Annotated in this window: 19 protein-coding genes; 8 read left to right on the forward strand and 11 right to left on the reverse strand. The window is 71.0% G+C overall.

From position 1 onward, the window contains the following. The first annotated feature begins 85 nt into the window (after positions 1-85). On the forward strand, positions 86-3430 hold the full coding sequence (locus QOZ89_RS24445) for a protein kinase domain-containing protein (RefSeq protein ID WP_071053487.1): 3345 nt from the start codon (positions 86-88) through the stop codon (positions 3428-3430). Positions 3431-3531: 101 nt separating this feature from the next. On the opposite strand, the gene QOZ89_RS24450 is transcribed toward QOZ89_RS24445, so the two are convergent. From QOZ89_RS24450 to QOZ89_RS24460, 3 genes are all read right to left on the reverse strand, one after another. After that, entirely contained in the window at positions 3532-4746 is a 1215-nt protein-coding gene (locus QOZ89_RS24450) for an LLM class flavin-dependent oxidoreductase (RefSeq protein ID WP_083419899.1), read from the reverse strand. A 64-nt stretch (positions 4747-4810) separates the two neighbouring features. Then, positions 4811-5890, reverse strand: a complete 1080-nt coding sequence (locus QOZ89_RS24455) for an SDR family oxidoreductase (RefSeq protein WP_241842341.1) — start codon at positions 5888-5890, stop codon at positions 4811-4813. A 4-nt stretch (positions 5891-5894) separates the two neighbouring features. After that, the gene (locus QOZ89_RS24460; protein WP_071053488.1) at positions 5895-6677 is read right to left on the reverse strand and encodes an enoyl-CoA hydratase/isomerase family protein; all 783 of its coding nucleotides are present in this window, start codon (positions 6675-6677) and stop codon (positions 5895-5897) included. 376 nt (positions 6678-7053) lie between these two features. Here QOZ89_RS24460 and QOZ89_RS24465 point away from each other — a divergent pair, with 376 nt between their 5' ends. Next, positions 7054-7668 (forward strand): TMEM175 family protein, encoded by a 615-nt coding sequence (locus QOZ89_RS24465; RefSeq protein WP_071053489.1) that lies wholly within the window; start codon positions 7054-7056, stop codon positions 7666-7668. Positions 7669-7730: 62 nt separating this feature from the next. Beyond that, a complete protein-coding gene (locus tag QOZ89_RS24470) occupies positions 7731-9275 on the forward strand; it encodes a wHTH domain-containing protein (RefSeq protein WP_131804199.1) in 1545 nt (514 codons plus the stop codon). Positions 9276-9336: 61 nt separating this feature from the next. Here QOZ89_RS24470 and QOZ89_RS24475 read toward each other — a convergent pair whose 3' ends face one another. From QOZ89_RS24475 to QOZ89_RS24495, 5 genes are all read right to left on the reverse strand, one after another. After that, entirely contained in the window at positions 9337-10821 is a 1485-nt protein-coding gene (locus QOZ89_RS24475; protein WP_116271815.1) for an AAA family ATPase, read from the reverse strand. 67 nt (positions 10822-10888) lie between these two features. Beyond that, on the reverse strand, positions 10889-12307 hold the full coding sequence (locus QOZ89_RS24480) for a Wadjet anti-phage system protein JetD domain-containing protein (RefSeq protein WP_083419900.1): 1419 nt from the start codon (positions 12305-12307) through the stop codon (positions 10889-10891). Between the two features lie 107 nt (positions 12308-12414). Further along, positions 12415-15897, reverse strand: a complete 3483-nt coding sequence (locus QOZ89_RS24485) for an ATP-binding protein (RefSeq protein WP_083419901.1) — start codon at positions 15895-15897, stop codon at positions 12415-12417. Beyond that, the gene (locus tag QOZ89_RS24490) at positions 15894-16550 is read right to left on the reverse strand and encodes a DUF4194 domain-containing protein (RefSeq protein WP_083419902.1); all 657 of its coding nucleotides are present in this window, start codon (positions 16548-16550) and stop codon (positions 15894-15896) included. Before QOZ89_RS24490 ends, QOZ89_RS24485 begins: the two co-directional genes overlap by 4 nt. After that, the gene (locus tag QOZ89_RS24495) at positions 16543-18063 is read right to left on the reverse strand and encodes a DUF3375 domain-containing protein (protein WP_312625498.1); all 1521 of its coding nucleotides are present in this window, start codon (positions 18061-18063) and stop codon (positions 16543-16545) included. Before QOZ89_RS24495 ends, QOZ89_RS24490 begins: the two co-directional genes overlap by 8 nt. A 162-nt stretch (positions 18064-18225) precedes the next feature. Here QOZ89_RS24495 and QOZ89_RS24500 point away from each other — a divergent pair, with 162 nt between their 5' ends. Further along, positions 18226-18813: a helix-turn-helix domain-containing protein gene (locus tag QOZ89_RS24500; RefSeq protein ID WP_312625500.1), complete on the forward strand. Its 588-nt coding sequence runs from the start codon at positions 18226-18228 to the stop codon at positions 18811-18813. A gap of 4 nt (positions 18814-18817) precedes the next feature. Further along, positions 18818-19246 (forward strand): VOC family protein, encoded by a 429-nt coding sequence (locus QOZ89_RS24505; protein ID WP_071053491.1) that lies wholly within the window; start codon positions 18818-18820, stop codon positions 19244-19246. 64 nt (positions 19247-19310) lie between these two features. On the opposite strand, the gene QOZ89_RS24510 is transcribed toward QOZ89_RS24505, so the two are convergent. Then, positions 19311-20558 carry an EamA family transporter gene (locus tag QOZ89_RS24510; protein ID WP_071053492.1) on the reverse strand — a complete coding sequence of 416 codons (1248 nt, stop codon included), beginning with the start codon at positions 20556-20558 and terminating at the stop codon, positions 19311-19313. Between the two features lie 60 nt (positions 20559-20618). Between QOZ89_RS24510 and QOZ89_RS24515 the strand changes: the two genes are divergently transcribed. Both QOZ89_RS24515 and QOZ89_RS24520 read left to right on the forward strand, forming a co-directional pair. Further along, positions 20619-21161 (forward strand): CGNR zinc finger domain-containing protein, encoded by a 543-nt coding sequence (locus QOZ89_RS24515; protein WP_071053493.1) that lies wholly within the window; start codon positions 20619-20621, stop codon positions 21159-21161. A 147-nt stretch (positions 21162-21308) separates the two neighbouring features. Next, positions 21309-22304: a DMT family transporter gene (locus QOZ89_RS24520; protein WP_312625506.1), complete on the forward strand. Its 996-nt coding sequence runs from the start codon at positions 21309-21311 to the stop codon at positions 22302-22304. A 44-nt stretch (positions 22305-22348) separates the two neighbouring features. Here QOZ89_RS24520 and QOZ89_RS24525 read toward each other — a convergent pair whose 3' ends face one another. Together QOZ89_RS24525 and QOZ89_RS24530 are read right to left on the reverse strand one after the other, a co-directional pair. Continuing rightward, on the reverse strand, positions 22349-23014 hold the full coding sequence (locus tag QOZ89_RS24525; RefSeq protein WP_312625508.1) for a response regulator: 666 nt from the start codon (positions 23012-23014) through the stop codon (positions 22349-22351). Further along, positions 23015-25033: a sensor histidine kinase gene (locus QOZ89_RS24530; protein WP_312625509.1), complete on the reverse strand. Its 2019-nt coding sequence runs from the start codon at positions 25031-25033 to the stop codon at positions 23015-23017. A gap of 124 nt (positions 25034-25157) precedes the next feature. Here QOZ89_RS24530 and QOZ89_RS24535 point away from each other — a divergent pair, with 124 nt between their 5' ends. Next, positions 25158-25457 (forward strand): hypothetical protein, encoded by a 300-nt coding sequence (locus tag QOZ89_RS24535; RefSeq protein WP_312625511.1) that lies wholly within the window; start codon positions 25158-25160, stop codon positions 25455-25457. Positions 25458-25562: the final 105 nt, after the last annotated feature.

A 25562-nucleotide genomic window follows, 5' to 3' on the forward strand; every position in this document is an offset into this window, starting at 1 on the left:
CGGCTCAGACCAACGCGGTGTCTCGGGGGCTGGGCGAGTGTCGATATACAGGGCTGCGGTCCAAGAGGCGCTGCCTGACTACGAGGTGGGCGACACACTCGGCCAGGGTGGGTTCGGACTGGTCTTCGACGGGCGTCATCGGGCCATGGGACGCCGCGTCGCGATCAAGGTGCTGACACAGCCGGGCCAGCAGGACCGGTTCCTGCGTGAGGCGCGGGTGCTCGCCGACCTTGACCACCCGCACGTCGCCCGGGTCTTCGACTATCGCGAGAGCCCGGAGCAGCAGCTCCGTGTTCTGATCATGGAGCATCTGTCCGGAGGCACCCTGAAGGACCGGCAGCGGACGAACAGGCTGGCTCTGGAGGAGTCCTGCGTGGTGGGGATCGCCATTGCCGAGGCGCTCGAGTACGCGCACACCGCTGGCGTGCTGCATCGGGACATCAAGCCGGACAACATCCTGTTCGCCCGCGACGGGACGCCGAAAGTCGCCGACTTCGGCATCGCGAAGATCCTCCAGGAGGGCAAGGGAAGCTACGTGATCGGTAGCCCGGGCCACATGGCGCCCGAGCAGTTGGGCCCGGGTGAGCTCGGCCCGGCCACCGACGTCTACGCCCTTGGTGTGGTGCTCTATCGGCTGTTGTCCGGCCGGCCGCCATTCGACCCCGCCCTGACCCTGTTCGAGCTGTGGCAGACCCAGGTGAGCACCCGCCCGCCCGAGCCAGTCGCGCCCGAACCCATCGCCAAGGTGGTGATGAAGGCGCTCGAAGCCGACGTCGTGCGGCGTCACGGGACGGCCCGTGAATTCGCGCTCGACCTGGCGCGGGCGGGCGCTGGCGCCTTCAGACCGGGCTGGCTGACCCGGCCCGGAATACTCCTGTGGGCGAGCGATGACATCCGCACGGCCGCCCAGCCGGCTCCCGTCCTGCCGGCTCCGGCTCAGCCGGAGCTCGTCCCCGCGTCGGCTCACAAGCCCCGACAGGTCCCACCCCCCGCGCCGAAGCCGAAGGGCGAGAGCCCCCGGGACGGCGACACCCCCGTCAGCACACGGCCGCATCCCGTCTCACGACCGAGTGACCCGCCGCGCGGACAGGCGAACGAGGGTCTGTTGGGCAGGGACCTGACCGACGCGGACCTGTCGGGTCGGAATCTGACCAATGCGGACCTGTCGGGTCGTGACCTGGCCGGCATCCGCCTGACCGGCACCACGCTCGCCGGTGCCGTGCTGCGCGATACCGTTTTGACCGGCGCCCTGCTCGACCACGTCTCGCTCGTCGGCGCGGACCTGACCGGGGCCGACCTGAGCGCCGCGCGGCTCGTCCACACCGACCTGGCCGGGGCAGTGCTGGACAGCGTCCGTTGGACGCGGGCGGCGCTGCTGTCCTGCGCCGTCGACCCCGCTGCCCTGATGGGTGACGAACTGGCGTCGGCCGCGGTCACCGGCCGCGATCCGGCGACGCTCATCATCCCGCCCCCGCCCGCGTCGCTGCGCTCGATCGCTGTAGATCCGTGGGGTGGCCTCCTCATGTCCGCGGGCCAGGACGGCGCGCTGCGGCTGTGGGAGGCATCCAGCGGGCGGCTGATCCGTGTTCTCACCGGTCATGTCGGTGCCGTCAACGCGGCGGCGTTCTCACCCCGCGGCGCTCGGGCGGCCTCCGCGGGTGCCGACCACACGGTGCGGCTGTGGGAGACGTCCACAGGACGCGAGATCGGCCTACTCACCGGGCACCACCTGCGCAGCGGTACCCCGAGCCCCGTGAACGCGGTGGCGTTCTCCCCGGACGGCATCCTGATCGCCTCGGGTGGCGACGACGGCGCGGTTCGGCTGTGGGAGACGTCCACTGGACGCCAGATCGGCCCGCTCACCGGTCACACCGGTGCGGTGAACGCGGTGGCGTTCTCACCGGATGGGCGTCTGGTCGCCTCGGGCGGCGACGACCAGACGGTGCGGCTGTGGGAAACGGGCAGCGGGACTCTGCTTTACCAGCTTACGGGCCATACAGGCGCGGTGAACGCGGCGGTGTTCTCCTCAGATAACCGTCTGGTCGCCTCGTGCGGCGAGGACAAGGCGGTGCGGCTCTGGTATGCCGCCAACGGGCGGCCGTACCACCTGCTCACCGGTCATTCCGGTGCGGTGAACGCGGTGGCGTTCTCGCCGGATGGCCACCTCATCGCCTCCGCCGCGACCGACAAGATCGTGCAGCTGTGGGACACCGCGAGCGGGCGGCCGCTTTACCAGCTCACGGGCCATACAGGCGCGGTCAACGCGGTGGGGTTCTCCGTCGATGGCCGACTGATCGCGTCCGGTGGCGACGACGCCGTTCTCCGGCGATGGGAGACAGCGAGCGGGCGGCCACTCTCGTACACAACGAGCCTCGCCACGGCGGTGTCGACGGTCGTGTTCTCCGCGAACCGTGCGCTGCTCGCCTCTGCCGGTGACGACAACGCGGTCCGGCTGTGGGAGCGGTCCACAGGGCGCCAGCTGCACCTGCTCACCGGTCACTCTGACGTGGTGAACGCGGTGGCGTTCTCCCCGGATGGCCGCCTCCTGGCCTCCGGCGGTGACGATCACGCCGTGCGGCTGTGGGAGACCTCCGGCGGACGCGCGCTGCGCCAGCTCGGCGGGGACTGCGGCCGGGTGCGCGCGCTGGAGTTCTCAGCGGATGCCGCCCTGCTGGCCTGCGCCGGTGACGACAAGAAGGTGCGGCTGTATGACACCGCTGGCGGGCAGGCGCCGCGCCAGCTCACCGGCCACAAGGACCGGGTGAACGCCGTGGCGTTCTCACCGGACGGCAGCCTGCTCGTTTCTGGCGGAGAGGACAGGACGGTGCGGCTGTGGGAAACGGCCAGTGGCCGCCAGCTACGTCGCCTCGCGGGTCACGAGGGCACGGTATTGGGACTCGCGTTCTCCCCGACCGAGCATCTGCTTGCCTCGGGGGGCGGCGAGGGCATGGTGCGGCTGTGGGAGCCCGTCGTCGCGTCCCAGGGTGTCCCGCTCGCCGGCCACGTCGGACCGGTGAACGCGGTCGCGTTCTCCCCGGATGGCCGCCTGGTCGCCTCCGCCGGGGAGGACGGCACGGTGCGGCTGTGGGACGTGGCTGGCGGGCGCCAACTGAGCCAGCTCACCGGTCCGGCGGGACCGGTGAACGCGGTGGTGTTCTCGCCGGAGGGCCGGCTGGTGGCCGCGGCGGGCGCCGACGGGACGGTGCGGTTGTGGCGGACGGATGGGGGGCGCCCATACGCGATCCTGATGGGGCTTGGTGACGGGTGGGCGGTCCTGCTGCCCGGCGGCTCCTACAAGATCGCTGGCGATGGCGCCGGCGACGCGTTCTGGTGGGCCGTGAACGCCGTCCGGTTCGATGCCGGTGTGCTTGACGAGCACTTTCGCTCGGTCCGAAGGCTGTCCGATGACCGCGCGCTGCCTCAGGTCTGAGACGCGGGCCGTTTCTCGGCGTACCACTGACGGCGACCCCGGCCAAGGAAGCCGCCGCCACAGACGTGGCCGATTTCCGACGAAGACCGCCGAGAGACCGGTCAGCTGGTCGCCGGGGTGGGCGCGGTGGCGGCGGCGTGGTCCTGGACCGCCTTGCCGATGGCGGCCGCGGTCTGGTCGCGCCACGTCTTTGACTTGCCGAACTGCCAGTTCTCGGAGGCGAGCGGGGCCGCGGAGGCGCCGGTGAAGTGCGGGACGACCTCCCGGGCGAACAGGTCGTAGCTGTGCCGGGTGGCCTCCGGGTCGGCGAGGTCGGCGGCGAGGAGCAGGTAGCCGCCGAAGCCGCCGGACTGCTGCCACAGCCGCTCGATCTGCGCGATCGCCATGTCCGGGGTGCCGCAGATGAACGAGCCGGTCGCGTTGCCGTGCTCGATGCGCTCCGCCAGCGGGGTCGACGGGTCGAGTGGTATCGGAAGCACCTTTGACTGGTAGTTCTGCACGGCGGTCAGCCCGTAGGCGACGTCCTTCGCCGCCTGCTCGACGGTGTCGGCCAGGTGCATCTGGCCCATCAGCCGCCAGCCGCGCCGGTCCATCGTCTGCCCGTGCCGCGCGGCCATCTCGCCTGCGACCTCCCAGTGGGAGCCGAGAATGTCGAAGCCGCCGGCCTGGCTCGCGGCGATGGAGAGCATCCCGGCGCCGAACCGGCCGGCGGTGCGCGGGCCGGCGGGGGAGAAGGTGGCGGCCACGGCGATCTCCGGGCGCGGCCGGGTGTACGGGGCGAGCTGCAGCACCGCGTCCCGCAGGGTGAACCAGTCGGTCTGCCGGGTCACCGGCTCCTCGCCGGCGAGGAGCGCGACGACGGCCTCGAGGGACTCCTCCATCATCTCCCGCTGCCGGTTGGTGTCGATGCCGAGCATGTGGGCGTCGGAGGCGAGCTGGCCCGGGCCAACGCCAAGCATCACCCGGCCGCGGGTCAGGTGATCGAGCAGGACGATCCGGTCGGCGACGTGCAGCGGATGGTGGTACGGCAGCGAGACGACGCCGGTGCCGAGCCGGATGCGGCGGGTCCTGGCGGCGGCGCTCGCGATGAACACCTCCGGCGACGAGATGATCTCCCATCCGCCGGAGTGGTGCTCGCCGATCCACGCCTCGTCGAAGCCGAGCCGGTCGAGATGCTCGATCAGGGCCAGATCCTGTTCGAGCAGCAGCGTCGGGTTGCGGCCGGCCTTGTGGAACGGCGCCAGGAAGATGCCGAACCGCAGCGGCCAGCGCGCCCCGGCCGCGACCTGGTTGGTGATCGTGTGGGACAGGGACAAGACGAGCCTCCGTCGACGAGAAGCGAGGTGAGAGGTCAGGCGGCCGGCGGCCGGCGACCGATGGTCAGGGGGTGAAGGGGCCGCGGCCCATCTGGTCGCGGACGGTGACCACCGCCGGGTTTGTCAGCGCCCGGCGCTGCCAGTTCGCGCCGTCGACGACCAGCGTGTGCCCGGAGATGAACCGGGCATAGGGCGAAGCCAGGAACGTCGCCGCCCAGCCGAGCTCGCGCGGCCGGCCGACCCGCATCGCCGGCTGGGCGACGGCCTTGTCGTGGGTGCGGGCGAGGTTGGCCTGGATATCGGCCGTCATGTCCTCATGCGGGAAGAGCCCGGGAACGAGCCCGTTCACCTGAATCCCGTACGGCCCCCACTCGACGGCGAGCGTCTCGACCATGTTCTTCACCCCGGCCTTGGCCGCGGCCGAGTGGGCGAAGCCGGGGCCGCCCGTCCAGGCGTAGGACGCGCCGACGTTGACGATGGAGCCGGTCCGACCGGCGGCCATCAACCGGCGGGCGAACTCGCGGGCGCAGAAGAAGGTGCCGTTGAGGGTGATGTCGACGACCGTGCGCCAGGCGTTCGGCGACATGTCCTCGGCCGGGACGGGGAAGTTGGCGGCGGCGTTGTTGACGAGCACACCGGGCGGGCCGAACGCGGCCTCGGCCGCGTCGAACAGGTCCGCGACCTTCTCGGGGTCACGGATGTCGCAGCGGGCCGCGAGGACCGGGGCGCCGAGCTTCTCCATGGCCTCCCGGCCGGCGTCGAGATGCTCCTGCTTGCGGCTGCCGATGACGATAGAGGCGCCGAGGCGGGCGAACTCGGTGGCGATCGCCCGGCCGAGCCCGGTGCCGCCGCCCGTGACGACGACCGCGACGCCGTCGAAGGTGCCGGGCGGTAATGCGCTCTCACCGGCGCCGGGCGGCTCGGACAGCCCGATGACACCCTGAGCGTCGCCGGTCCGGCCTGCGGCGCCGTCGGCGCTGGCGCTGGCGCTGACCGAGGCGGTTCCGCCCGTCCCGCCGTTTGCTCCGTTCACCGTGTCCGTGGCGTCCGTGGCGTCCGTGGCGTCCGTGGCGTTCGCGTTGGCCGCCTTGGGCCCCTCGGCGCCGTCGGTCGGGTTCGTTCCCATGGGTCCGTTGCCGGTCATGTAGTCAGCTCCCCGTGTATCGGGGCGGGCGCCCCTCGGCCCGTGCCGTCCGCATCTCCGCGATGTCGTCCGACCTGCTGATGAAGGTCTGGAAAACGAGCTCGTCCGCCATCGACGAGCGCAGCGTCGGCTCCGAGAGGTGGCGGATCACGCGGCGCGCCATGTTCACCGAGACCTTCGGCGCGGCGGCGATCTTCTCGGCCATCTCGCGCACCGTGCTGTCCAGCTCGTCGGCCGGCACGACCCGGGAGACGACACCGTGCGCCAGCGCCTCGTCGGCCCCCATCGCCCTGCCGGTGAGCACCAGGTCACTCACCACGCCGTGGCCACAGATCTGGTACAGCCGGCCGATGCCACCGGTGTCCGGGATGACGCCGTAGCCAAGCTCCGGCAGCATCATCCGGGCGCCCTGGGCGGCCACCCGGATGTCACCGATCAGCGCCCGTTGAAACGACGCTCCAATCGACCAGCCCTTCATCGCGACCAGGATCGGGGCCTCGATGTCGAGGATCCGCAGGATGCCGCGGTGACCGCGTTTCATCAGCTCGTGGTGACTGAGTTCGACGGCTCCGCCGCCGATCGCGGCGACGTCGCGACCGGAGGAGAACGACTTCCCCTCCGCTCGCCAGATCACCGCCCGTAGGTCGCGTCGCTCCGCCAGCTCGTCGAGGATCTCGAAAAGAGCGAGGTCCATCGCGTCGTCGAAGGCGTTGTGCTTGTCCGGGTTGTTGTTCGTGATCGTGGCGATCGGCCCGTCGACCTCGAGCCGGACCCGTTCGTCAGCCATGTGCGCACGCCTTCCGCCTCACCAACGGCCGCGAGCCGACCCAGGACCGGCCCGGAGCTCCGACCCCGGAGCGGGCCGCGGCTCGCGGCCGCCAGGAGAGAAGCGTGGGCGGTCTCTCCTCGGTCAGGAGGGCCCTCCGGGGAGCCTGCGAGGCCCATGTTGTAACACGGTTCTACCTTCCTGGTGTCTTCGGCCGCAAGTGACGCGAGACGCCCGCCGGGCCCGGCTTCGCCGTGGTCGTCCCGCGGGCGGGGTAGCCCTGGCGAGGCGCCGGGTGCGGGATGGTCTTATGGGCGGCACACGGATTGGTGCGTGCGGCGAGATGGACGCCGCGCCCGAGGGCCGCCGGTCAGGGCGGCGGTGAGGCGGTCACGCGGTGCGGACGAGCCGGCTGGAGGCATTCAGCGACGGCGTTCTGGCCATCATCATCACGATCATGGTCCTGGAGCTGAAGATCCCCGAGGGCCATGACTTCGCCGCGCTACGGCACGCGGCCGGCTCGGGCCTGCTGACCTACCTGCTCAGCTTCGTCTACGTCGGGATCTACTGGAACAACCACCATCACATGTTCCAGCTGACACGCCAGGTCACCGGGGTCGTGCTGTGGGCGAACCTCGGGCTGCTGTTCTTCCTCTCGCTGTTCCCGTTCACCACCGCCTGGATGGACGAGAGCAAGTTCGCCCACAGCCCCGTCGTCCTGTACGGCATCAACCTGCTGCTCGCCGCGATCGCGTACTACATCCTTCAGCTGGTAATCATCCGCGGACAGGGCGCCGATTCGCCGCTGCGGCAGGCCGTCGGCCGGGACGTGAAAGGCAAGATATCGCCGGTGATCTACCTGACCGGCATCCTGTGCGCCCAGCTCGTCGACCCGCACGGACACGTCGGTGTCCTGATCGCCATCGCCTGCTACGCGGCCGGCGCGCTCATGTGGCTCATCCCCGACCGCCGCATCGAGCACGCCATCCGAGACCTCGGCACCCCGGACTGACCCGCGGCCGGCCCGGCGAAGCCCGCCGCTCGGTCAACGGCGGTCATGGGTGTGGTGAGCAGATGGCACTGATGGAGAGACGGGTCTGCGCGTCGAGGGCGATGGTGACATTGGTTTTTCCCGGTTTCCTGGCCATAATATCCGAGAAAACGGGAATCTCTGTGAACGATGTAACCGAAATCTTGGTTTCATGCGGATACCGAATTCCCTCGGAAATCCGTCTCCCGGCTGCGGTCGACGAATGTGATCTAGTGCTGCTGAGCCTTAAACTGGACGGTTCTCCTCCATGGTTAATTCCCGATTCTCAGGCGTCGCTCGCTCACGTGACACAGGCGTCCGCGGTGACTGGAAAGGCGCCTCGAGAAATTGTTGCTCGGCTCGCCGACTACGGAATCACGCTGAACTCCTCCGCTGGCGTACCCGAGCAGATACCGACAGCCGGCCGTGCGCTGCTCAACTGCGAGAACAAGGTAATTCGGTCCCTAGGGCGTGTGTTCAAATCGTGGCGGAAATTCGACGCCGCCGACTTGGTCGCGGCTTCCGGTGAAACGCAAAGATCGCCATGGGACATCGCATGCACCCTGGGTACCTACGGTTTTACTGGTAGCGTTCCCCAGAGTCTTTCGGACGAGTTTCTCGAGATTGACCGTGAGATCATATCCTATCTTCAGTGGAGTGACTTTATCTGGGCTCGCCTCATTCGGCGCTCGGAGACAGATTCGGAGAAGGTCGCACGGCTGTCCGTGGCTTTCGTCGTCCAGATCGCGGATCGTGTCCGTCGGGCGCCACGCGAGGTGATCGACCGGTTGTGCGCGTACGGGTTCGAGGGCCCGAGTAACGAAATTCTTCCGGACCGTGTGGAGCCGGGCGACGCGGAGATTCTATCCCAGACTGACGATCTTCCATCGCCGGAGGTTCCGGCGTGGATGGTCGCGTTGGCGGCAATGGAGAACAACCGTGGCATCGAGGAGGTAGTCGAAAGGCTCAGAGCATATGGATTTGACCCGCCGGGCGCCGACCTATTCCCCAGAGACTTTAATAGCATTCTATTGAGCGGTCCGACGGATTCCCGTCGTCGTCTGGACCCGGCGAAACCGGTTGACCGTGGTCATATTGCGTTCGTCGCATCACGAACGGCGTGGACACCCGTCGGCGTGGCCGCGCGGCTGCTGGCCTGTGGCTTCGACGTCCCGGCATCCGACCGTCTGCCTGACCGCGTGGAATCCGCGGATCTGGTGGTGCTCAGCAAGTGCCTTGGCGGAGAAGGGCCCTGGATTCCATGGGACAAGCCGGTACCGCCAGTTCACATTGCGCTGGCGACGCTCCACACGGCCCTATCCGCAAGGGAGATCATCAAGCGCCTCCTGGCCTACGGGTTCGCCGTGCCGCGCGAAGCGGAAGTGGCACATGATCTACAAAGAAACGATCTGAATATAGTCCCGAAGGTCCGTTGTGGAAGTCGGCTCGTCGGCTCGTCGATCTTTATGCTCCGGTTCCGGCTCTGCATCTGTGTCGCCTGCTCGGCAAGAGTCTCGAGGGTGGCCCGCCGTTCATCCCGGCTGTGCGGCGGTTGGTGGAACTCGGGTGGGCCTTGCCACCTGGCGTGAGTCTCACCCCGCCGTCGGATGAGACGTCCGAGACGGAGCGAGGGGCTGTGTCCGTCGAGGATCAGGCAGGCTCGGCGTAGAGGCGAGTGAGATCGATTGTTGCGATCTTGGCCCCGGCGGGCGTCGCAGTGGTGGCGGTGGTCAGTGCTGGGTCGAAGCCGGCGCCGCTGTAGCAGGCGAGGACGGTGTCGCGGACGTCGTAGCCCTTGGCCGCGAGCAGGTCGCGGGCGCGGCGTAGCCGCTCCACGTGGCGGGTGCCCATCACGTCGCCCCATTTCGCCTCGCCGAGAGAGAGGACCCGCCGCGGCTCGCTCTGAACGGGCGGGGCGAGGACCGCGACGTCGATCTGGATCTGGCTCTTGCATTCCGGATCCGCCACGACGCCGGCCCCGACCTCACCTGGGAGCTCACCGAACAGCTCAGGCGGCGCGCTGACCGCGAACTCGCGGCAGATCTGCTCGAAGTGCGGCCCGAGGACCTGGGCTGAGAAGCGGGGTCTGGCATCTCGCCAGACGGGCACTGCCCGGCCGCTCTCCAGCAGTCCCCATCGCGGCCGCATGATCGCCTGATAGAAGACGATCAATGGCTCGGCGATGCGGTAGACCGATCGTCCCTGCCGAAAAAGGTCCGGCTCGCGGCGCAACAGACCACAATCCTCCAACATGCCCAGATGGTGGCTAATGTCGGTCGCTTTACGACCGACATAGGTTGCAATGCCTCCGCGGGAGTTGTTGCCGTTCGCGACCGCGCCGAGGACCGAGTGGTACATCGCGGAGTCGCGGACACCGGCCTCCTCGTCCAGCAGGTAGCGGGCCTCCCGGAACAACGGCGTTCCAGGGTTGAGGACGGTGCGCAGCACCCAGTTGTCGAAGTCCTCCGGGCCGGCCGGGGCGTCCTCGTTGACGAAGCGGCGGTACGCGGGGGTGCCACCGACCACCGCATGATGCGCGACCGCGAGTCGAGGATCGCCGATGCCCCAAAACCTGGCGGCGACCGGATATTCGAAGGGATGGACCACTAGCTCGAGGCTGGCCCGACCCCGTAGGGGGGCGGTTCCCGCCAGCAATTTGCCCATGACGGACATGGCCGACCCGCACAGCAGCAGGGAGATCCCCTGTTTGGTGCCGCGTGTCGGTGACACCGCCCGGTCCATCTCCCGTTGCAGGATCGATGGCAACGCCGGTGACACAGTGCTCAAATAGGGGAACTCGTCGATCACGACCGGGCCCGGCAGTGGGGCACCCACGGAGAACAGGTACACGACGGCCTCATCCCAGCTCGCGAAGCGAGGCGGCACCGGGAGGTCGATCCTCTCCGCCAGCACGTCGGCGAACAACTGCAATGACTCGGCCTCGGTCGCCTGGGTTGCGCCAAAGTAGAGTCCACCGCTCTCCCGTGCGATCGCCTCCAGCAGGAACGTCTTCCCCTGCCGCCGCCGCCCGCTTACGATGCCGAGCTGCGCCTGCCCGCCGGTTCGCCGCGCGAACGCCGTCAGGTGCCCCCACTCGAAGTCCCGGTCGTAGACCTGCTCTGGCTTGAGGATCATGTCGCCTGCCCAGGGCCGTTAGAAGTGTACTTCTTAGAAGTGTACTTCTAATTCTTTGACCGGGTCGCTAGCCGGCGCGGCGAGGAGCCGTGGCGGCTGGAGGAGCTACGAGCAGGCGGGTGAGGGTGGCTTCGACATGGGGGAAGCTGATGCGCTCCTGTTCCAGGCGGATCGCGTCACCGTAGGCATGGCTGACGAGGTCCTGGTGGAGCGCCGCCTCCTCGGGGGTCAGACGGGGCAACTGGGTGCGGTGCTGCGAGGGTTCGCGGACCCACTGGTCCGGGTGCGCCAGCAGCGTTGCGCGGTCCATCAGGAAAGACTCGGCGTCCGGTATCTCGGCGCGCAGCCGGTCGAGGATCGCGAAGCCGTGGGTGTCGAGGTCGCCCCAGTAGAGGACGCGGCGGCCCGCGAACCACGGGTGCGCGGCGAGGCCGGTCAGCCCGTACCCACCACCGAAGACCGCGGCCGCGTCGGGCACGTCGGGGAAGGCCAGGTAGGTGATCTCGTTCTCGAGCACGAACACGGTGCCGACGTCTGGCGCCGCGGCCCCGAGGTCCTCGACTCGGACGCTCAGCTCGCCCACGCCGGGCAGGCGATTCGCGGCCGGGTCGAGCGACCGGAACCGGGCGTAGGCCGGCGGGCTCCGGAACCCGTACCGCCGGGCGAACTGGGAGCGGGAAACCGCCTGGTCGACCGCGGCGTCCGGTAGCAGCAGGTCGAGGAGTTCGGCGAGCAGGGCCCGGTGGGCCTCGATGAACTTGGTGTCGACGTCGGGGACCGGCACCTGCCGCAGATATCGGCCCTGGCCGCGTTCGCGCACGAGCCACCTGGTCGTCGCGAGGATCCTGGCCCACTGCTCGGGGGAGTGCTGGAGCACCCGAACCGGATGGGTGTTCACCCAGCCCACGAGCGTCGCCACGGTGACGGAACCATCAGCGGGCCCGGGCCCGGGCCCGGATGCGGCGGTTCCGCGGAACCGGGGCGGGGTGGCGTCGAGAGATCCGGGCCTTGTCACGTCGTCGAGTTCGGGTGGGTCGGCTTCTCGGGGTTCCGTGCCGGTGGCGGCCGGGAGTCTGGCGGTCACGTGGCCTTCGGCCGCGGTGATGGCACGCAGCCTGACGAACCGTTGGACCTCGGCCGTGACCTGAAGAAGCCGCCACAACGCGTCCCAGCCGCCGTCGACGACGAACCTGGCCGGGATCCTGTTCGTCCCGATGCTGCGGCCGCCGACGGTCCTAGTCGGCAGCCGGAAGTCCGTCGACCTTTCGGCGGCGGTGAGCCACTCCCGGCTCCAGGTCCGTGCCTCGTCGAACCGGTCGGCCAGCTCACTCACCGCCGGCCCCCGAAGCGGAACCTCCACGGGCTCGAACGGCTCGCCCTTCGCCCAGGCCGCGAGATACTGACCGTTCTCCCAGCGCCGACGCAGCCGGGCACGCACGTCCGCGAGCGTCGTCCATCCCGTCGCGTTCGTCCCCGCCCGCGTCACCCCGTCACCCCGTCACCGCGGCACCGCGGCACCGCGGCACCCAGCCACCCCGTGACCAGCTGCCGCGGCACCGGCGGTCGCGGCACCGGCCGCCGCGTCAGGTCGCGTCACCGAACGGCGGCCAGCTCGGCCGCGAGCCGGCCGACCCGCCTGGAGCGGTACTCCTGGACCGTCAGGTTCTGCAGGCGTGAGTAGCTACCGGACTCGTTGTCGACGAAGCCCACCGACGACACGTGCCGCTCGATGACGTGGATCTTCTGCAACGGGGTGACGATAAGCAGCTGGAGGCCGAGGCGTTCGAACAGGCCGAGCGCGAACCGGGTCGAGGCGTCCGACCCGCGGCCGAACGCCTCGTCGATGACGACGAACCGGAAGGTGCGCGGCCCGGAGTCGAGCTTGAACTGGTAGGCCAGCGACGCCGCGAGAATGGTGTAGGCGAGCTTCTCCTTCTGACCGCCGGACTTCCCGCCCGAGTCCGTGTAGTGCTCGCGCTCGGTGTCGTCCGCGAGCGCCCGTTCCGACGCCGAGAACACGAACCAGTTGCGCACGTCGGTGACGCGCCGGGTCCAGATCCGGTCGGCCTCGGTCTGCCCTTCCCGCCCGCGCAGCCGCTCCACGATCTTGCTGACCTGCAGGAACTTCTCCTCCGAGTACTGGTCGGCCTCGCCGCCGCCCGAGAGCGACCCCTCGGTGCAGGCCCGCAGGTCCGCGCGGAACTGCCTGACCTCGGTGTTCGGGGTGTCGTCGAGCTCGAGCCGGATGAAGGTGCCCGGGTTGTACTCGATGGACGTCAGCGACTCGTTGATCGTCGCGACCCGCCTCCTGATCAGGTCGCGCTGCCTGTTCAGCTCGGCCTGGAACGTCGCGATGTCGCGGATCGTGTTCACGTTCAGGTGGGTCTTGAACTCGGCCTCGAACCGCGGCAGGTCGTCGCGGACCAGCCGGGCGTGCAGCTCCCGGTAACCGCCGATCGACTCCACCGAGTCGTCGAACTCCGCGGTCTCCAGTGGGTAGGCCTGCCGGAACCGCCCCATCTTCGCGACGAGGCGCCGGCCCGTCACGGCCCGGCGGTCGCTCACCAGCCGCGACTCATGGCGGATGGCGTCGTCGAGCCGTCGGCCAGCGTCCGCCCACTGGCGCGGCAACGACGGGCGCGGCTCGGTCAGCCGGGCCGAGAGGGTGGTGAACGAGGCGCTGGCCGGCGCGAACTCGGCCGCTGACAGCATCTGCTCGCATTCGGCCAGCTCGGTCCCGGCGTCGTCGCGGCGCGTCTGGAGCCCGCCGAGGCGGCGGCGCAGCTCGTCGCCCCTCTCGTCGGCCCGTTTCAGCTCGTCGGTGAGTTCCCCGAGGCGCCGGGTGATGTCCGCGAGCTCCGCCGACGCCTTCTCGAGCCCGGCCTTCTCCGCGGCAAGCGCGTCGATCTCACGGGCGACCGAGCGCCAGTCGAGCTCACGCCAGGCCTGCGTGTCCGCGAGCAGCCTGACGTTGGTCTCCTGGCCGCCTACCGACTCGATGTCCCCCGCGACGGCGTCGAGGCGGCCGGTCATCTCCGCGAGCTCCGCCTGTACCTGGGCCGCCCTGGAGACGATCGCGGCGATCTTCTGCTCGTTGCTCCAGCCCAGGACGTACTGCGTGCGGTCGTCGACCCGCCAGCGGTCGTCCTTCTCGTGCCGGCCGCCGGTGTGCTTGATCTGCCCGGCGCGGGTGACGGCCTTCGCCGCGCGGCGGAAGTCGTCCATGGTGGCGACGCACTCGTGGTCGGCCCGCGACTCCAGCTCGCGCCGCAGCCATGGCAGGAACGGCGAGTCGGACTTCAGGTCGAGGCGGTCGACGAGCAGCGCGTTCCCACCGCGGGCCTGTCGCTGCCGCGGCGGCCCGACGGCCGACGGCACCCGGAAGTAGATCAGCCTTGCCCGCAGGTGGTTGCGGTCGATCCAGTCGGAGGCGGCCTGGTAGTGTCGATCCGGCACGAGCAGCGAGAGCCCGAAGCCGTGCAACAGCCGCTCGGCGGCTCCCTCCCACTCGCGGTACTCGGGTGAGATCTGGATCAGCTCGCCGGCGAACGGCAGCTCCGCCGCGTCGAGGCCGGTCTCGGAACACAACCGCCCGCGCAGTTCCAGGCTCCGCACGGGAATGTTGCTGCGCCGCTGGCGCAGGCTCGCGATCTCGTCGCGCAGCGCCGCCGACTCGTCGCGAATCATCCTGCTCTGGACGTCCAGATCCGACCGACGTGCCTCCAGCTGCTGGCGCTGCCCGGCCAGCGTCTCGGCGAGCCTGGTGAACTCACGGCGCCGCTGGTCGAACTCACCGGCGTCGCGCACCGCGTCCAGACTGAGCGCGGCGAGCCGGGTGTCGAACACCCGCGCCCGGGCCTCGCGGGTCTCGCGGTCCTGGCCGAGCCGGCCGAGCTCCCTTTCGATCTCGCCGAGGCGGCCCCCGCCGAGACCGGCGCGCTGGAGCTCCAGGCGCTTCTCGTCCGCGCGCAGCGCCCGGACCTGGGCGTCGAGCTGGCCCGCGCGCGCCGTGTCCTGCTCGATCCGCACGTCGAGCTGGCGGATCTCGCCGCGCAGGAACGCCGCGGTGCGGTCGGCGACGAAATATCGCACCGCCTGGGCCTCGGCCGCGAGCGCGCGTTCCCGCCCGCCGAGCTGGTCGTACTCGTCGCAGTCGCCGAGCAGCGGAGTGAGCGCCTCGAGCTGGTCGCGGGCCCGGCGCACGGCCGCGTGCGCCCTGGTCAGGTCCTCGAAGTGGGCGACGAGCTCGTCGATGCGCCGCCCGACGTCCTGCTTCTCGAGCATGTGCGCGCGGACGAACTCGTTGAGGTCGCCGACGGACTTCATCGACACCGTCTGGTGGAACAGCTCCATTGCCTGCTCGGACTCGATGCCGAGCAGGCGCCGGAAGGCACGCCCGTAGCCGGGGAAGCCGTCATGGACGTCGACGCCGGCCCGGCGCAGCTTGCGTTTCAGCGCGGGAATGTCCTCGCCGAAGTCGGCGAAGTCCGCGGCGATCCCCAGGTCGCGCTCGGCGGTGGCGTAGAACCGCTCCGGCTGCCCGGCGTCGTCCGCCGGCTGCCAGAAGACCTGAGCCAGGCTCGCGGTCGCGCCCAGCGCCTCGTTGACGAACACCCCGAGCAGCACCGAATAGGTGCTGCCGTCGGTCCGCAGCCCGACCGGGCGGGACCCGCCGGACGACTCGACGCGCTCGGACTTGTAGTGGCCCTGGACGTAGGAGCGCAGCGTCCGCTCGCGGGACTCGGCGCCGGCGGCCCGGTTGTAGGAGATCCGCTGCGCGGGCAGCAGCAGCGTGGTGACCGCGTCGACGACCGTCGACTTGCCGGAGCCGATGTCGCCGGTGAGCAGGCCGTTGTGCCCGCCGACGCGCAGTGTCCAGACGCGGCGGTGGAACGTGCCCCAGTTGAGCAGCTCGAGCCGGTCGAGCCGGAAGCCTGGCCGCGGCGGCCTGGCCGCGTCCGCTCCGCCCATCCCGTCCGTCGCGTCCATCCCGTCCGCTCCGTCCGCTCCGTCCGCACCGTCCGCGTCAGCGGTGGCCGGCTTCCGATGACCGTTCTCCGAGTGAACGGTGGTCATGCGTCCTCCTCGGTTGAGCCGGTCAGCGACCGTGCGTACCGGGCGAGGCCTTCGTCGAAGCCCGACAGCCATTGGGCGTCGACGAACGCCTTGAGGATCCGGCGCACCTCGTACATCTCGTCGGAGCCTGGCAGCTTGTGGAGGAACCCCAGGTCGACGACCTTGCGGAGATGGGTGTCGATCTCGTCCACGAGCCGGGCCTCGTTGCGACCGGCCGGCAGGAACATCCGCATCATCTCGACGAGGTCGGCGCGCGCCAGGACGAGCCGCGTGTCGGCGTTGTCGGTGTCGAACTCGGCGAGCCGCTTGCGCAGCAGGGCGAGCAGCAGGCTGACCGGGAACGACAGCGCCCGCCGGGCGATCAGCCTGGGCACAGGCTCACCGCCGTCGTCATCCGGGCGCGACCGCAGGAACGCGTACCCCTCCGCGTCGTCCACGATGACCTGCAGGCCGATCACGGCGACGTAGTCGGACACCCGCGTGCGCAGGCCGAGCAGGTGGCGCCAGGCCTTCTCGTGCTGGTCCCGGTACACCGGCCCCTTCATCAGGCTGGTAACGACGAGTGAGAAGTCGAGGTCGGACTGGGGCGCTGTCGCGGCCCGCGCGGACGAGGCGGCCCGGCCGCCGGCCGGGCCGTTCGCGGGCTCAGCCATCCGCGCGCTCCTCACTGGCCGCGGCGGGGCCTGTTCCGCCCGTGTCGGCCGTGCCAGCCGTGGCGGCCCAGCCGGCACGGACGAACGTCACGCGCGGAACCGTCGCCACCCGCACCACCCCATCGTCGCCCTTCCAGGTCAGCTCGTCCGTGGCGCGGTCGTCGAAGACCACGCTGAACGCCTCGTCGCCCAGACCGAGATAGGCGACGAGCTCCGCCAGGCCGCGCTGGAGTGGGCGGTCCGCCAGCAGCGAGGGGAGGCCGACCCGGGGCCGGCTGGCCAGCGCGTCGCGCACGGCCGTCGCGAGCCGCGCCGGGTCGACGTGGACATGGTCGTAGAGCGCTCCCGAGTCGAAGTCGCCGTCGCCCTCCTCCAGCCCGGTGCTGTCAATCGCCGTCCGGCGTTTCGGCGCGTACAGCCGGCGTTCCATCGGCAGCACGATCCGGGGCGCCGTCTCGTCGAGCTCGGCTCCTGGCAGCGGCCCGGGAGCGTCGCGCAGCTGGAGGGCGTGTGCCTCGATGCCGCGCAGGATCTCCCCGATCCGGCGGTTCTCCAGCCACACCCGGTCGTCGAGGAAGCGGCGCAGCTGCGCGGACAGCAGCCGCACCGTCGCCTGGGTTCGCTCGCCCGCGGCGAGCCAGTCGTGGTGGATCGTGCCGAGGCGCCGGTCCGCGTCCGCGAGCGCCGGAAGCTCCAGGACCTGGTCGAGCAACGCCGTGAACCGCGCCTGTCGGTCCGCCGAGAGCAGGAAGTCGTAGAAGGCGCCGAAGCTCCTGCCCTGGTCGGACTCGGTGATGCTGCCCCGGCTGCGCAGGACCTCGTCGAGCAGCTCGCCCTTCGCGCCGTCGAAGGAGGCGATCTGGACGCGCAGGCTCCGGTCGAGCTCGCGGAAGTTCGTCTCGACCTGGCGGAAGTCCGCCAGCAGCTCGCGTGCCATGTCGGAGAACTGCTGGAACCGGTCCCGCTGGGCCGACGGGTCCAGCACGTCGAGCTCGCCGCGGCCGACCCGGTCGATCTCCCGGTCGAGCGCGTCGCGCTGGCGTCGCAGCTCTTCGAGACGCCGCCCCGGGTCGGTCTCGGTCCCGAGTGTCATCTGGCGGAGCAGGTCGAACAGGGTGTTCAGCCGCGACTCCGTGCCGACGAACGACCGCGCCCGCAACCCGGACAGGAACGACACGACCTGCTCCAGAGCCGGGGTCGCGTCGAAGTGGGGCTCGTCGGAGCCGGGCGGGTAGTACTTGCGCAGCCAGCCCTGCTCCGCGCTGGCCCATTCCTCCAGGTAGGCCTTCGCGGACCGCGGGTAGGTGCCGTCACCCAGCTGCTGGTTCAACGCGTACAACGTGTCGTCGAGACGGCCGGTGAGCGCCGATGCCGCGATGTCGCGGACGTTCTCCTCGACGAAGACCTGGGCGAGGAAGCTGATGACCAGCGGGGCGTGCTCGGCGCGCAGCAGCCGCCAGGCCGGGCCGCGCCGCAGCAGCTCGACCGTCTCGTAGTCCAGGTGGTTGTCCAACGGCCGTCTCCTCCCGATCGTCGCGATCGTAGGTGACAGGTCCGACAGCTACCTCGGTTGGTGGCGGGGCGCATGGCCGGCGAGCTCGGCGGCCGAGGATCCTGAACGGTGGACGGATACCGTCGGGGAGGCGGTGCCGCCGGGTACCCGGGGAGGTGCGACGTGGCGGTGGCGGCAGGAACACGCCCGGTCGCGTTGGAGCTGCTGCCGCACCTGCGGCGGGCGCGTGACCACATCGACCGGCACTACCGTGAGCCGCTCGACCTCGACGAGCTGGCCCGGGTCGCGCGGGTGTCGAAGTTCCACTTCGCCCGCTGCTTCGAGGCGAGCTATGGCGAGACGCCGATTCGCTACCTCACCCGCCGCCGGATCGAGCGGGCACAGGACCTGCTCCGGCATGCCAACCTGACGATCACCGAGATCTGCATGCTGGTCGGCTTCTCGAGCCTCGGGTCGTTCTCGGCGCGCTTCACCCAGCTCGTCGGCGAGACGCCCTCCGCCTACCGCGACCGGTGGGCGGCCCGCGGCGCCCCGCACGTCCCCGGCTGCTACCTGTTCATGCGCGGCTCCATGGACCTGCGCGGCACCGCGGGCGACCCTGGCGACCCCGGCGATCCGGGCAATCCGGGCGGCTCGGGTGACCCGGCCAGCCGGGCCGGCCCGGGCGGCGCCGGCGGAGACGGCCCGGCCGGTGGCCTGAACTCGCGCAATCTCGGAGAAGCCGGCTTCGCCGGGCCGGGCCTACGCTGACCGCATGATCACGAACATCTCGCTGCTGACCGTCTACTGCCTCGACCAAGAGGAGACCCGCGCGTTCTACGTCGACCTGCTTGGCTTCGAGGTACGCACCGACGTCACGATGAGCGAGGGCTTCCGCTGGCTCACCGTCGGCCACCCGAGCCAGCCGGGGCTGGATGTCACGCTCATGATCCCCGGGCCGCCGCTCGACCAGGAGGCGGCCGACTTCTACCGCCGCCAGCTCGGCAAGGGCCAGCTCGGCGGCCTCGGGCTCAGGGTAGACGACTGCCGCAAGACCTACGAGGAACTGACCGCCAAGGGAGTGGAGTTCGTCCAGGAGCCGTCCGACCGGCCCTACGGCGTCGAGGCGGTCATGCGCGACAACTCCGGCAACTGGCTGGTCCTCGTCGAGCCCCGGAACTTCAGCCCGGCGGACTTCGCCTGACCTGTGCTCCCGGAGCAAGGCCGGGGGCGGCGCGCGGGCAGTCCTCGCCCGCGCGGCCCTCGGCTCACACGCCGACGGGCGCCAGCCCCTCGACCGTCGGAGCCCCGGTCTCCAGCTCCGGCCCCTCGGTCGCGGCCTCGACGGTCGTGGCCGCCGCGGACGCGGGTTCGGCAAGCGCGGGTTCGGCGGACGCGTCGGCCCGGCCTTCGTCCTTGCCCTGGTCGGCCGGTGCCTCGGCCTTGACGGTCCTGGGCTCGCCGGACTTCACGGTGATGACGCCGGCCAGGACGAGGACGCCGCCGAACAGCTGGACGGGCCGGGGGAGCTCGGCGAGCAGCAGCCAGGCGAAGCCCAGCGCGGCCACCACCTCGAACAGGGCGACGAACGAGGCGAGGCGCGGCCCGAGCCGCCGGCTGGCGGCGATCCCCGCGCAGTAGGCCAGCGCGCAGGCGACCAGCCCGACGAGCGCCAGCGGAACCCACCAGGGCACCGTCACGTCCCGGTAGGTCACGGGCGCCGTCGACGCGGCCATCGGCACCATCCCGACCGCGCCCGCGACGACCAGCGCGACCGCGCCGACGACGAGCCCGCCCGCGGCGAGCACGATCGGCGGCAGGCCGGTGTCGTCGGCCGCGGACAGCACGAAGTAGATCGCCGCGCCGACCATCGCGCCGAGCGCCCACAGCATGCCGGGCAGGCTCACCTGGGTGCCGTCCACCAGGTCGAGCACGCCGACGAGCCCGAGCGCCGAGAGGACGGCGCCGGCGAGCGTCCGCCGTCCCGGCCGCTGCCCGTGCCGGGCCCACAGCCACAACACGACCAGCACCGGCGCCGTGTACTCGATGAGCAGCGCCGAACCGACCTCCATGTGGTCGACGGCGTTGAAGTAGCACAGCTGGCAGCCGGCGACCGCGATCAGCCCATAGCCGACCAGCAGCCCGGCGTTGCGCCGCAGCAGCCACCACCGTCCGCGCAACGCGACCAGCGCCGGCACCAGCAGCACCGCCGCCGCGATCGTCACCCGCGCCGTGACGGCGGCCGCCGCCGTCCAGCCGCTGTCCAGCAGCCCGCGCGCCAGTGCCCCCGACATCCCGAACGACGCGGCCGATACGAGCGCCAGCAGCGTGCCGACCGTGGACCCGCTGCCTCCGTCCGCGGATCCGCTGTCTCCGGAGCTTCCGGCGCCGCTACCCGTCGTGACGCTGTCCACGGTCGCGCTGTCCAGGGTGAGGCCGCCCGTGAGAGCGCGGCCGTCGGCCGTGCCCGACCGCGCGGCCGGGACACCGCCGCCCGCCGGGCCCGCTGCCGCCATGTCATGTGTCAGGGACCTCATGGCTGATGACGCTATGTTCGATCGGTGTAATATGTCAATGTGCTCTTCGCTCATGACACCGAGGCGTCACTGCTGGCGGCGGTGTGGTTGGTCAACTCCGCCCAGGCGCCGGACACCCTCGAGACCGTCGAGCAGCTCGACGACTTCTTCGACGAGTTTCGTTACACCGGCCACCGCGACGGCGACGAGACCGAGCTCGCCGCGGTCCGCGCCCTGCGCCCGGCGCTGCGCCGCCTGCTCGCCGGCAGCCGTGACGAGGCGGCCGAGCTGACCAACCAGGTGCTCGCCGACGCCGACGCCGTCCCGCGCCTGGTCCGGCACGGCGGCTTCGACTGGCACATCCACGCCGTTCCGTCGGACGCGCCGTTCATCACCCGGATCATGGTCGAGACCGCGATGGCGATGGTCGACCTGATCCGCCTCGACGAGATGTCCCGTCTCGCCGTCTGCGCCGCCGACGGCTGCGAGGGCCTGGTCATCGACCTTTCCCGCAACCGGTCCCGCCGCTTCTGCTCCACCGCCTGCGGCAACCGCGAGGCTGTCGCGGCCTACCGTGCCCGTCGACGAGGGCCGACCATATAGAAATTCTTCGCGTTTTCCCTGACAAAAAGTAGATGGACTTGGGCTGAAGTCCGGCGCACGCTCGGCGCGTGCGATGTCCGTACGGGGACTGATATGGACTGATATGTACTGATGCGGGCTGCCGGCCCGGCCGAAAGGTGTGCGTGGATGACGAGGCGGGGCTGGGCGCTGTTCGCGGCGATGAGCGTGATCTGGGGAATTCCCTACCTGCTCATCAAGGTGGCGGTCGAAGGGGTGTCGGGGCCGGTGCTGGTGCTGGCCCGCACGGGTGTCGGCGCGCTGGTGCTGGCGCCGCTGGCGTTGCGTGACCGGGCCGGCCGCGCCCAGGTGGCGCGCCATTGGCGACCGATTCTCGCGTTCGCCACGATCGAGATCCTCGGCCCGTGGATTCTGCTCTCGGACGCCGAACGGCACCTGTCCAGCTCGCTGACTGGCCTGCTGGTCGCGGCCGTCCCGGTCGTCGCGATCGTCCTGACCCGGCTGACCGGAGGCACCGAGCGCATCACGGCGGCTCGCTGGCTCGGTCTCGCTGTCGGGACCGGCGGGGTCGCGGCGCTCGCCGTGCCCGGTGTCCACGGCTTCGGCCTCCGGCCGGTCCTCGAGGTCCTCGCCGTCGCGGTCTGCTATGCGATCGCCCCGCTGATCGCCGTCCGCCGGCTCGGCGACGTGCCCTCGCTGCCGATGACCGCCGCCTGCCTCGCGTTCGCCGTGCTCGTCTACGTTGGCCCCGCCGTCGCGACCTGGCCGAGCGCTGTCCCGAGCGCCCGGGTCCTGGGCGCGCTCGTCGCCCTCGGCCTGATCTGCACGGCCCTGGCGTTCGTCCTGTTCTTCGCGCTGATCCGCGAGGTCGGCAACGCCCGTGCGACCGTCATCACCTACGTCAACCCGGCGGTCGCCATCGCCGCCGGCGCGGTCTTCCTCGGCGAGCCGCTGACCTGGTCCATCGGCGTCGGCTTCGCGCTGATCCTCGTCGGCTCGGTCCTGGCGACGAGCTCCCCGCGGCCACCGGTCGCGACCGAGCCATCTCCGGCCATTCCGCCTGCCCGATCCGCCTCGTCTGTCCCGGCCGCGTCGCTCGCGCCGCCGGCCCGTCGGCCCGGCGCGCGCGGCTGGGCCATGTCGCGCCACAAACCCGTCCGCTAGCGCCCCCGGCGGGCGGCGCCCTCGCGTTCCGGGTGTCCGGGCGTTCAGCGTGTCCGGGTCGGATCCCCGGTACTGTGGCCGAGGTAGGCGAGCACGGCGAGGACCCGGCGGTGCTCCTCGCCGGTGTCCGGAATCCGCAGCCTCTGGAAGATGCCGCGCATGTGGGTCTCGACAGTGCGCTCGGCCAGCACGAGCCGCCCCGCGATGGACGCGTTCGACCGGCCTTCGGCGGCGAGCGCCAGCACCTCGCGTTCCCGCGCTGTGAGCACCGTCAGCGGGTCGTCCCGGCCGGACGCGGCGAGCAGCGCGGCGACGACCTCGGGGTCGAGCGCCGACCCGCCGGCGGCGACCCGGCGGATCGCGTCGAGGAAGTCGTCGACGCCCAGCACCCGATCCTTGAGGAGGTAGCCGAACCCACCGGTCGCGACGAGCGGCACGCAGTGGCGGGTCTCGATGTGCTGGGACAACAACAGCATCGGCAGGCCCGGGTGCTCGGCGCGCAGCCTGCGCGCGGCCAGCGCGCCGTCCGCGGTCATCGTCGGCGGCATCCGCACGTCGATGACCGCGAAGTCGGGCCGGTGCGCCGCGACCGCGTCCGGCAGCGCGTCGGCGTCGGCGACCAGCGCGACGACGTCATGGCCCGCCTCGGTCAGCAAGCGCGCGAGACCCTCCCGGAACAGCGAGGAGTCCTCGGCGATCAGGATGCGCATCTAGAGCGTGACCTCCAGCCGGGTGCCGCCGCCCGCTGGGCTCGCGAGTGTCAACTCGCCGCCGAGGGCCGCGACCCGATCGCGGATCGATGTCAGGCCGAAGCTGCCGCGCGCGCCGCCGACGCCGTCGTCGGAGACCTCGAGCGACAGGCCGGTCGTCCCGCGCCTCGTCACGGCGACGCGGATCGCGCTCGCCTGGGCATGCTTGAGCGCGTTGGTCAGCGCCTCGGCAACGACGAAGTACGCGGTGGTCGCGACGGCCTCGGAGACGTCGACGTCGGCGGCGTCGATCTCGACGGGCACCGGTGACTGGGCGGCCAGCGCCTTGATCGCGGTCGCGAGCCCGTCGTCGAGCCGGCTGGGGCGCACTCCGTGTGCGAGCCGGCGCAGCTCGCCGACCGTGTCGGCCAGGGTGCTCACGGCGACGTCCAGGTCGCGGTGCGCCGGCTGCGCCGGGTCGAGCTCGCGCTGGACCGAGCGCAGTCGCATGCCGACGGCGATGAGGTGCTGCTGGGCCCCGTCGTGCAGGTCTCTGGCCAGCCGCGCCCGCTCGGCCGCGGTCGCCAGCGCCAGCCGCTCGCGGCTTGCGCGGGCGTCGTCCAATGCCAGTCGCAGCTCGAGACGCAGCCGGCTGACCTCGATCGGCAGGCGCGCGAGCACGGCCACGTCGCGTGCCCGGCGCAGCCCGCGCGCCGACCGGGCGCCCAGCACGAGCGCGCCCATCTCGCTGTCACCGGTCAGCAGCCGCACGCGCGGCGCGCCGGCGTCGAGGTCGACCGGGGTACCGGCGAGGTCGACGTAGGCGCCGTCCGGGCTCGTCGGTAGCCGGACGAGCAGCCGCAGCTTCGGGTCGCCGAGGACCGATCGCAGCATGTCCTCGGCCTCCTCAGGCTCGGCCGTGCCGTCGCGGACCCGCTGAACGAACTCGCCGACCCGGGCGAGCATGACCGTCCGCTCCCGGTCGACCAGCTGGCCCACCAGGTCGTTGACCAGGCGGTGCAGCGGCAGCAGGCACATGGCCGTCACGAACGCGGCGGCGATCGGCCCGAGCTGGGTGCCGGCGCCCACCAGGTCGGCGGTGCCATACACGACGACAGCGAACACGGCCGCCGACACCAGAGTGGTGAGCAGCCAGGACAGCGACGCGCCCAGCAGCCGGTCCACGTCGAGCAGGTCGTGGCGCCAGACGGCCACGGCGATCGCGCTCGGCACCAGGGCCGCCATCGCGACGAGGAACCCGGTGTAGGCCACGCCGACCGGGACGCCGAGCATCTCGGCGAGCCACCCGCCCGCCAGCAGCACCGGCACGCTCCCAGCCCCCAGCATCAGCCACCGCAGCTGCCCGCGGACCAGCTCGGAGCCGCGCCGATAGCGCAGCACCAGGCTCACGACCCCCGCGGCGAGCACGGCGAGCACGCCGCCGAAACCGGTGACGCCGATCACGGCGAACACGGGCGCGGGCACGCGCGTGACGAACAGGTAGGTCGGCCGCTGGTCGCCGCTGTGCACCGGCTCGAAGAACGACAGCGCCGCGTTGAGGAAAAGCCCGGCGGCGACGGCCCACCCGACCACGGCTCGCCACCGGCGGCCCGGCAACAGACCGTCCGGGAACACCAGGCACAGCCAGACGAAGCCGGCCAGGTTCCAGACCCAGGCCCCGAGCTTGAGCGTGTACACCAACTCGGCGGCCGGCCACGGATGAGCCGTGGTCAGCGTCTCGCCCCAGGACTCGAACGTGTACACTGCGGCCGGCGCCGCGCCCACCCAGGCGAGCGCCGGGCCGACCGGGCTCGCCGGGACCCGCCAGCGCAGCAGGTAGCCGAGCACCACCGGGAACCCGAACAGCCCGACCTGGGTCGCCCAGCCCCCGGGCGAGGGAGCATGCGACGGGCCGAAGACGATGCCCGCGCGAATCCCACACCCCGCGACGAAGACGAGCGCGGGCGCCACGGCACCCGCGCGTCCCCGCAAGGCGCCGGCCACCCGCTCATGGTGGCCTATCCGGCGTGCGCGCGTCATCAGTGCCAGTACGTAGCCGCCACCGCGCGCACAAGTCCAGCGCTGCCCGCGATGTCAGCGGCCCGCCTCGGCGGCGATGCTCCTTGTCATCCTCGAACCACGGACGCAAAGACAGGAGCCAGCCGTGGAACTTATCATCATGGTGCTTGTCCCATTCCCGCTCGGATTCTTCGTCCGGAACCGGATGGCGGCCTACCTCGCCTACGTCGGCGTGCACTCGTTCTTTTTCAGTTTCCAGAACACGGAACTGGTCCGGGAATGGGTCGGCGGCGACACCGCCGCCTTCCCCAAGGACCCGAACGCCCTGCCGTGGTCCTATGGCCTGGTCAACATCATCATCTACGCCGCCGGCCTCGGCCTCGTCACCCTCGGCTACACGGTGCGCGCCCGACGGCGGCGCAAGACCGTCCTCGTGACGTCGTGAGTCCGGAAGCGTCGTGACCCCGGCGGCGAGGTCGTCGCGGTGGCTCGCGCCTGCGCCGTAGACCCGCGAACGGTCCGCGCCGGGACCGGCGTCAGCGCGGGAAAG

The organism is Pseudofrankia coriaricola (assembly GCF_032027725.1).
GTDB lineage: Bacteria > Actinomycetota > Actinomycetes > Frankiales > Frankiaceae > Pseudofrankia.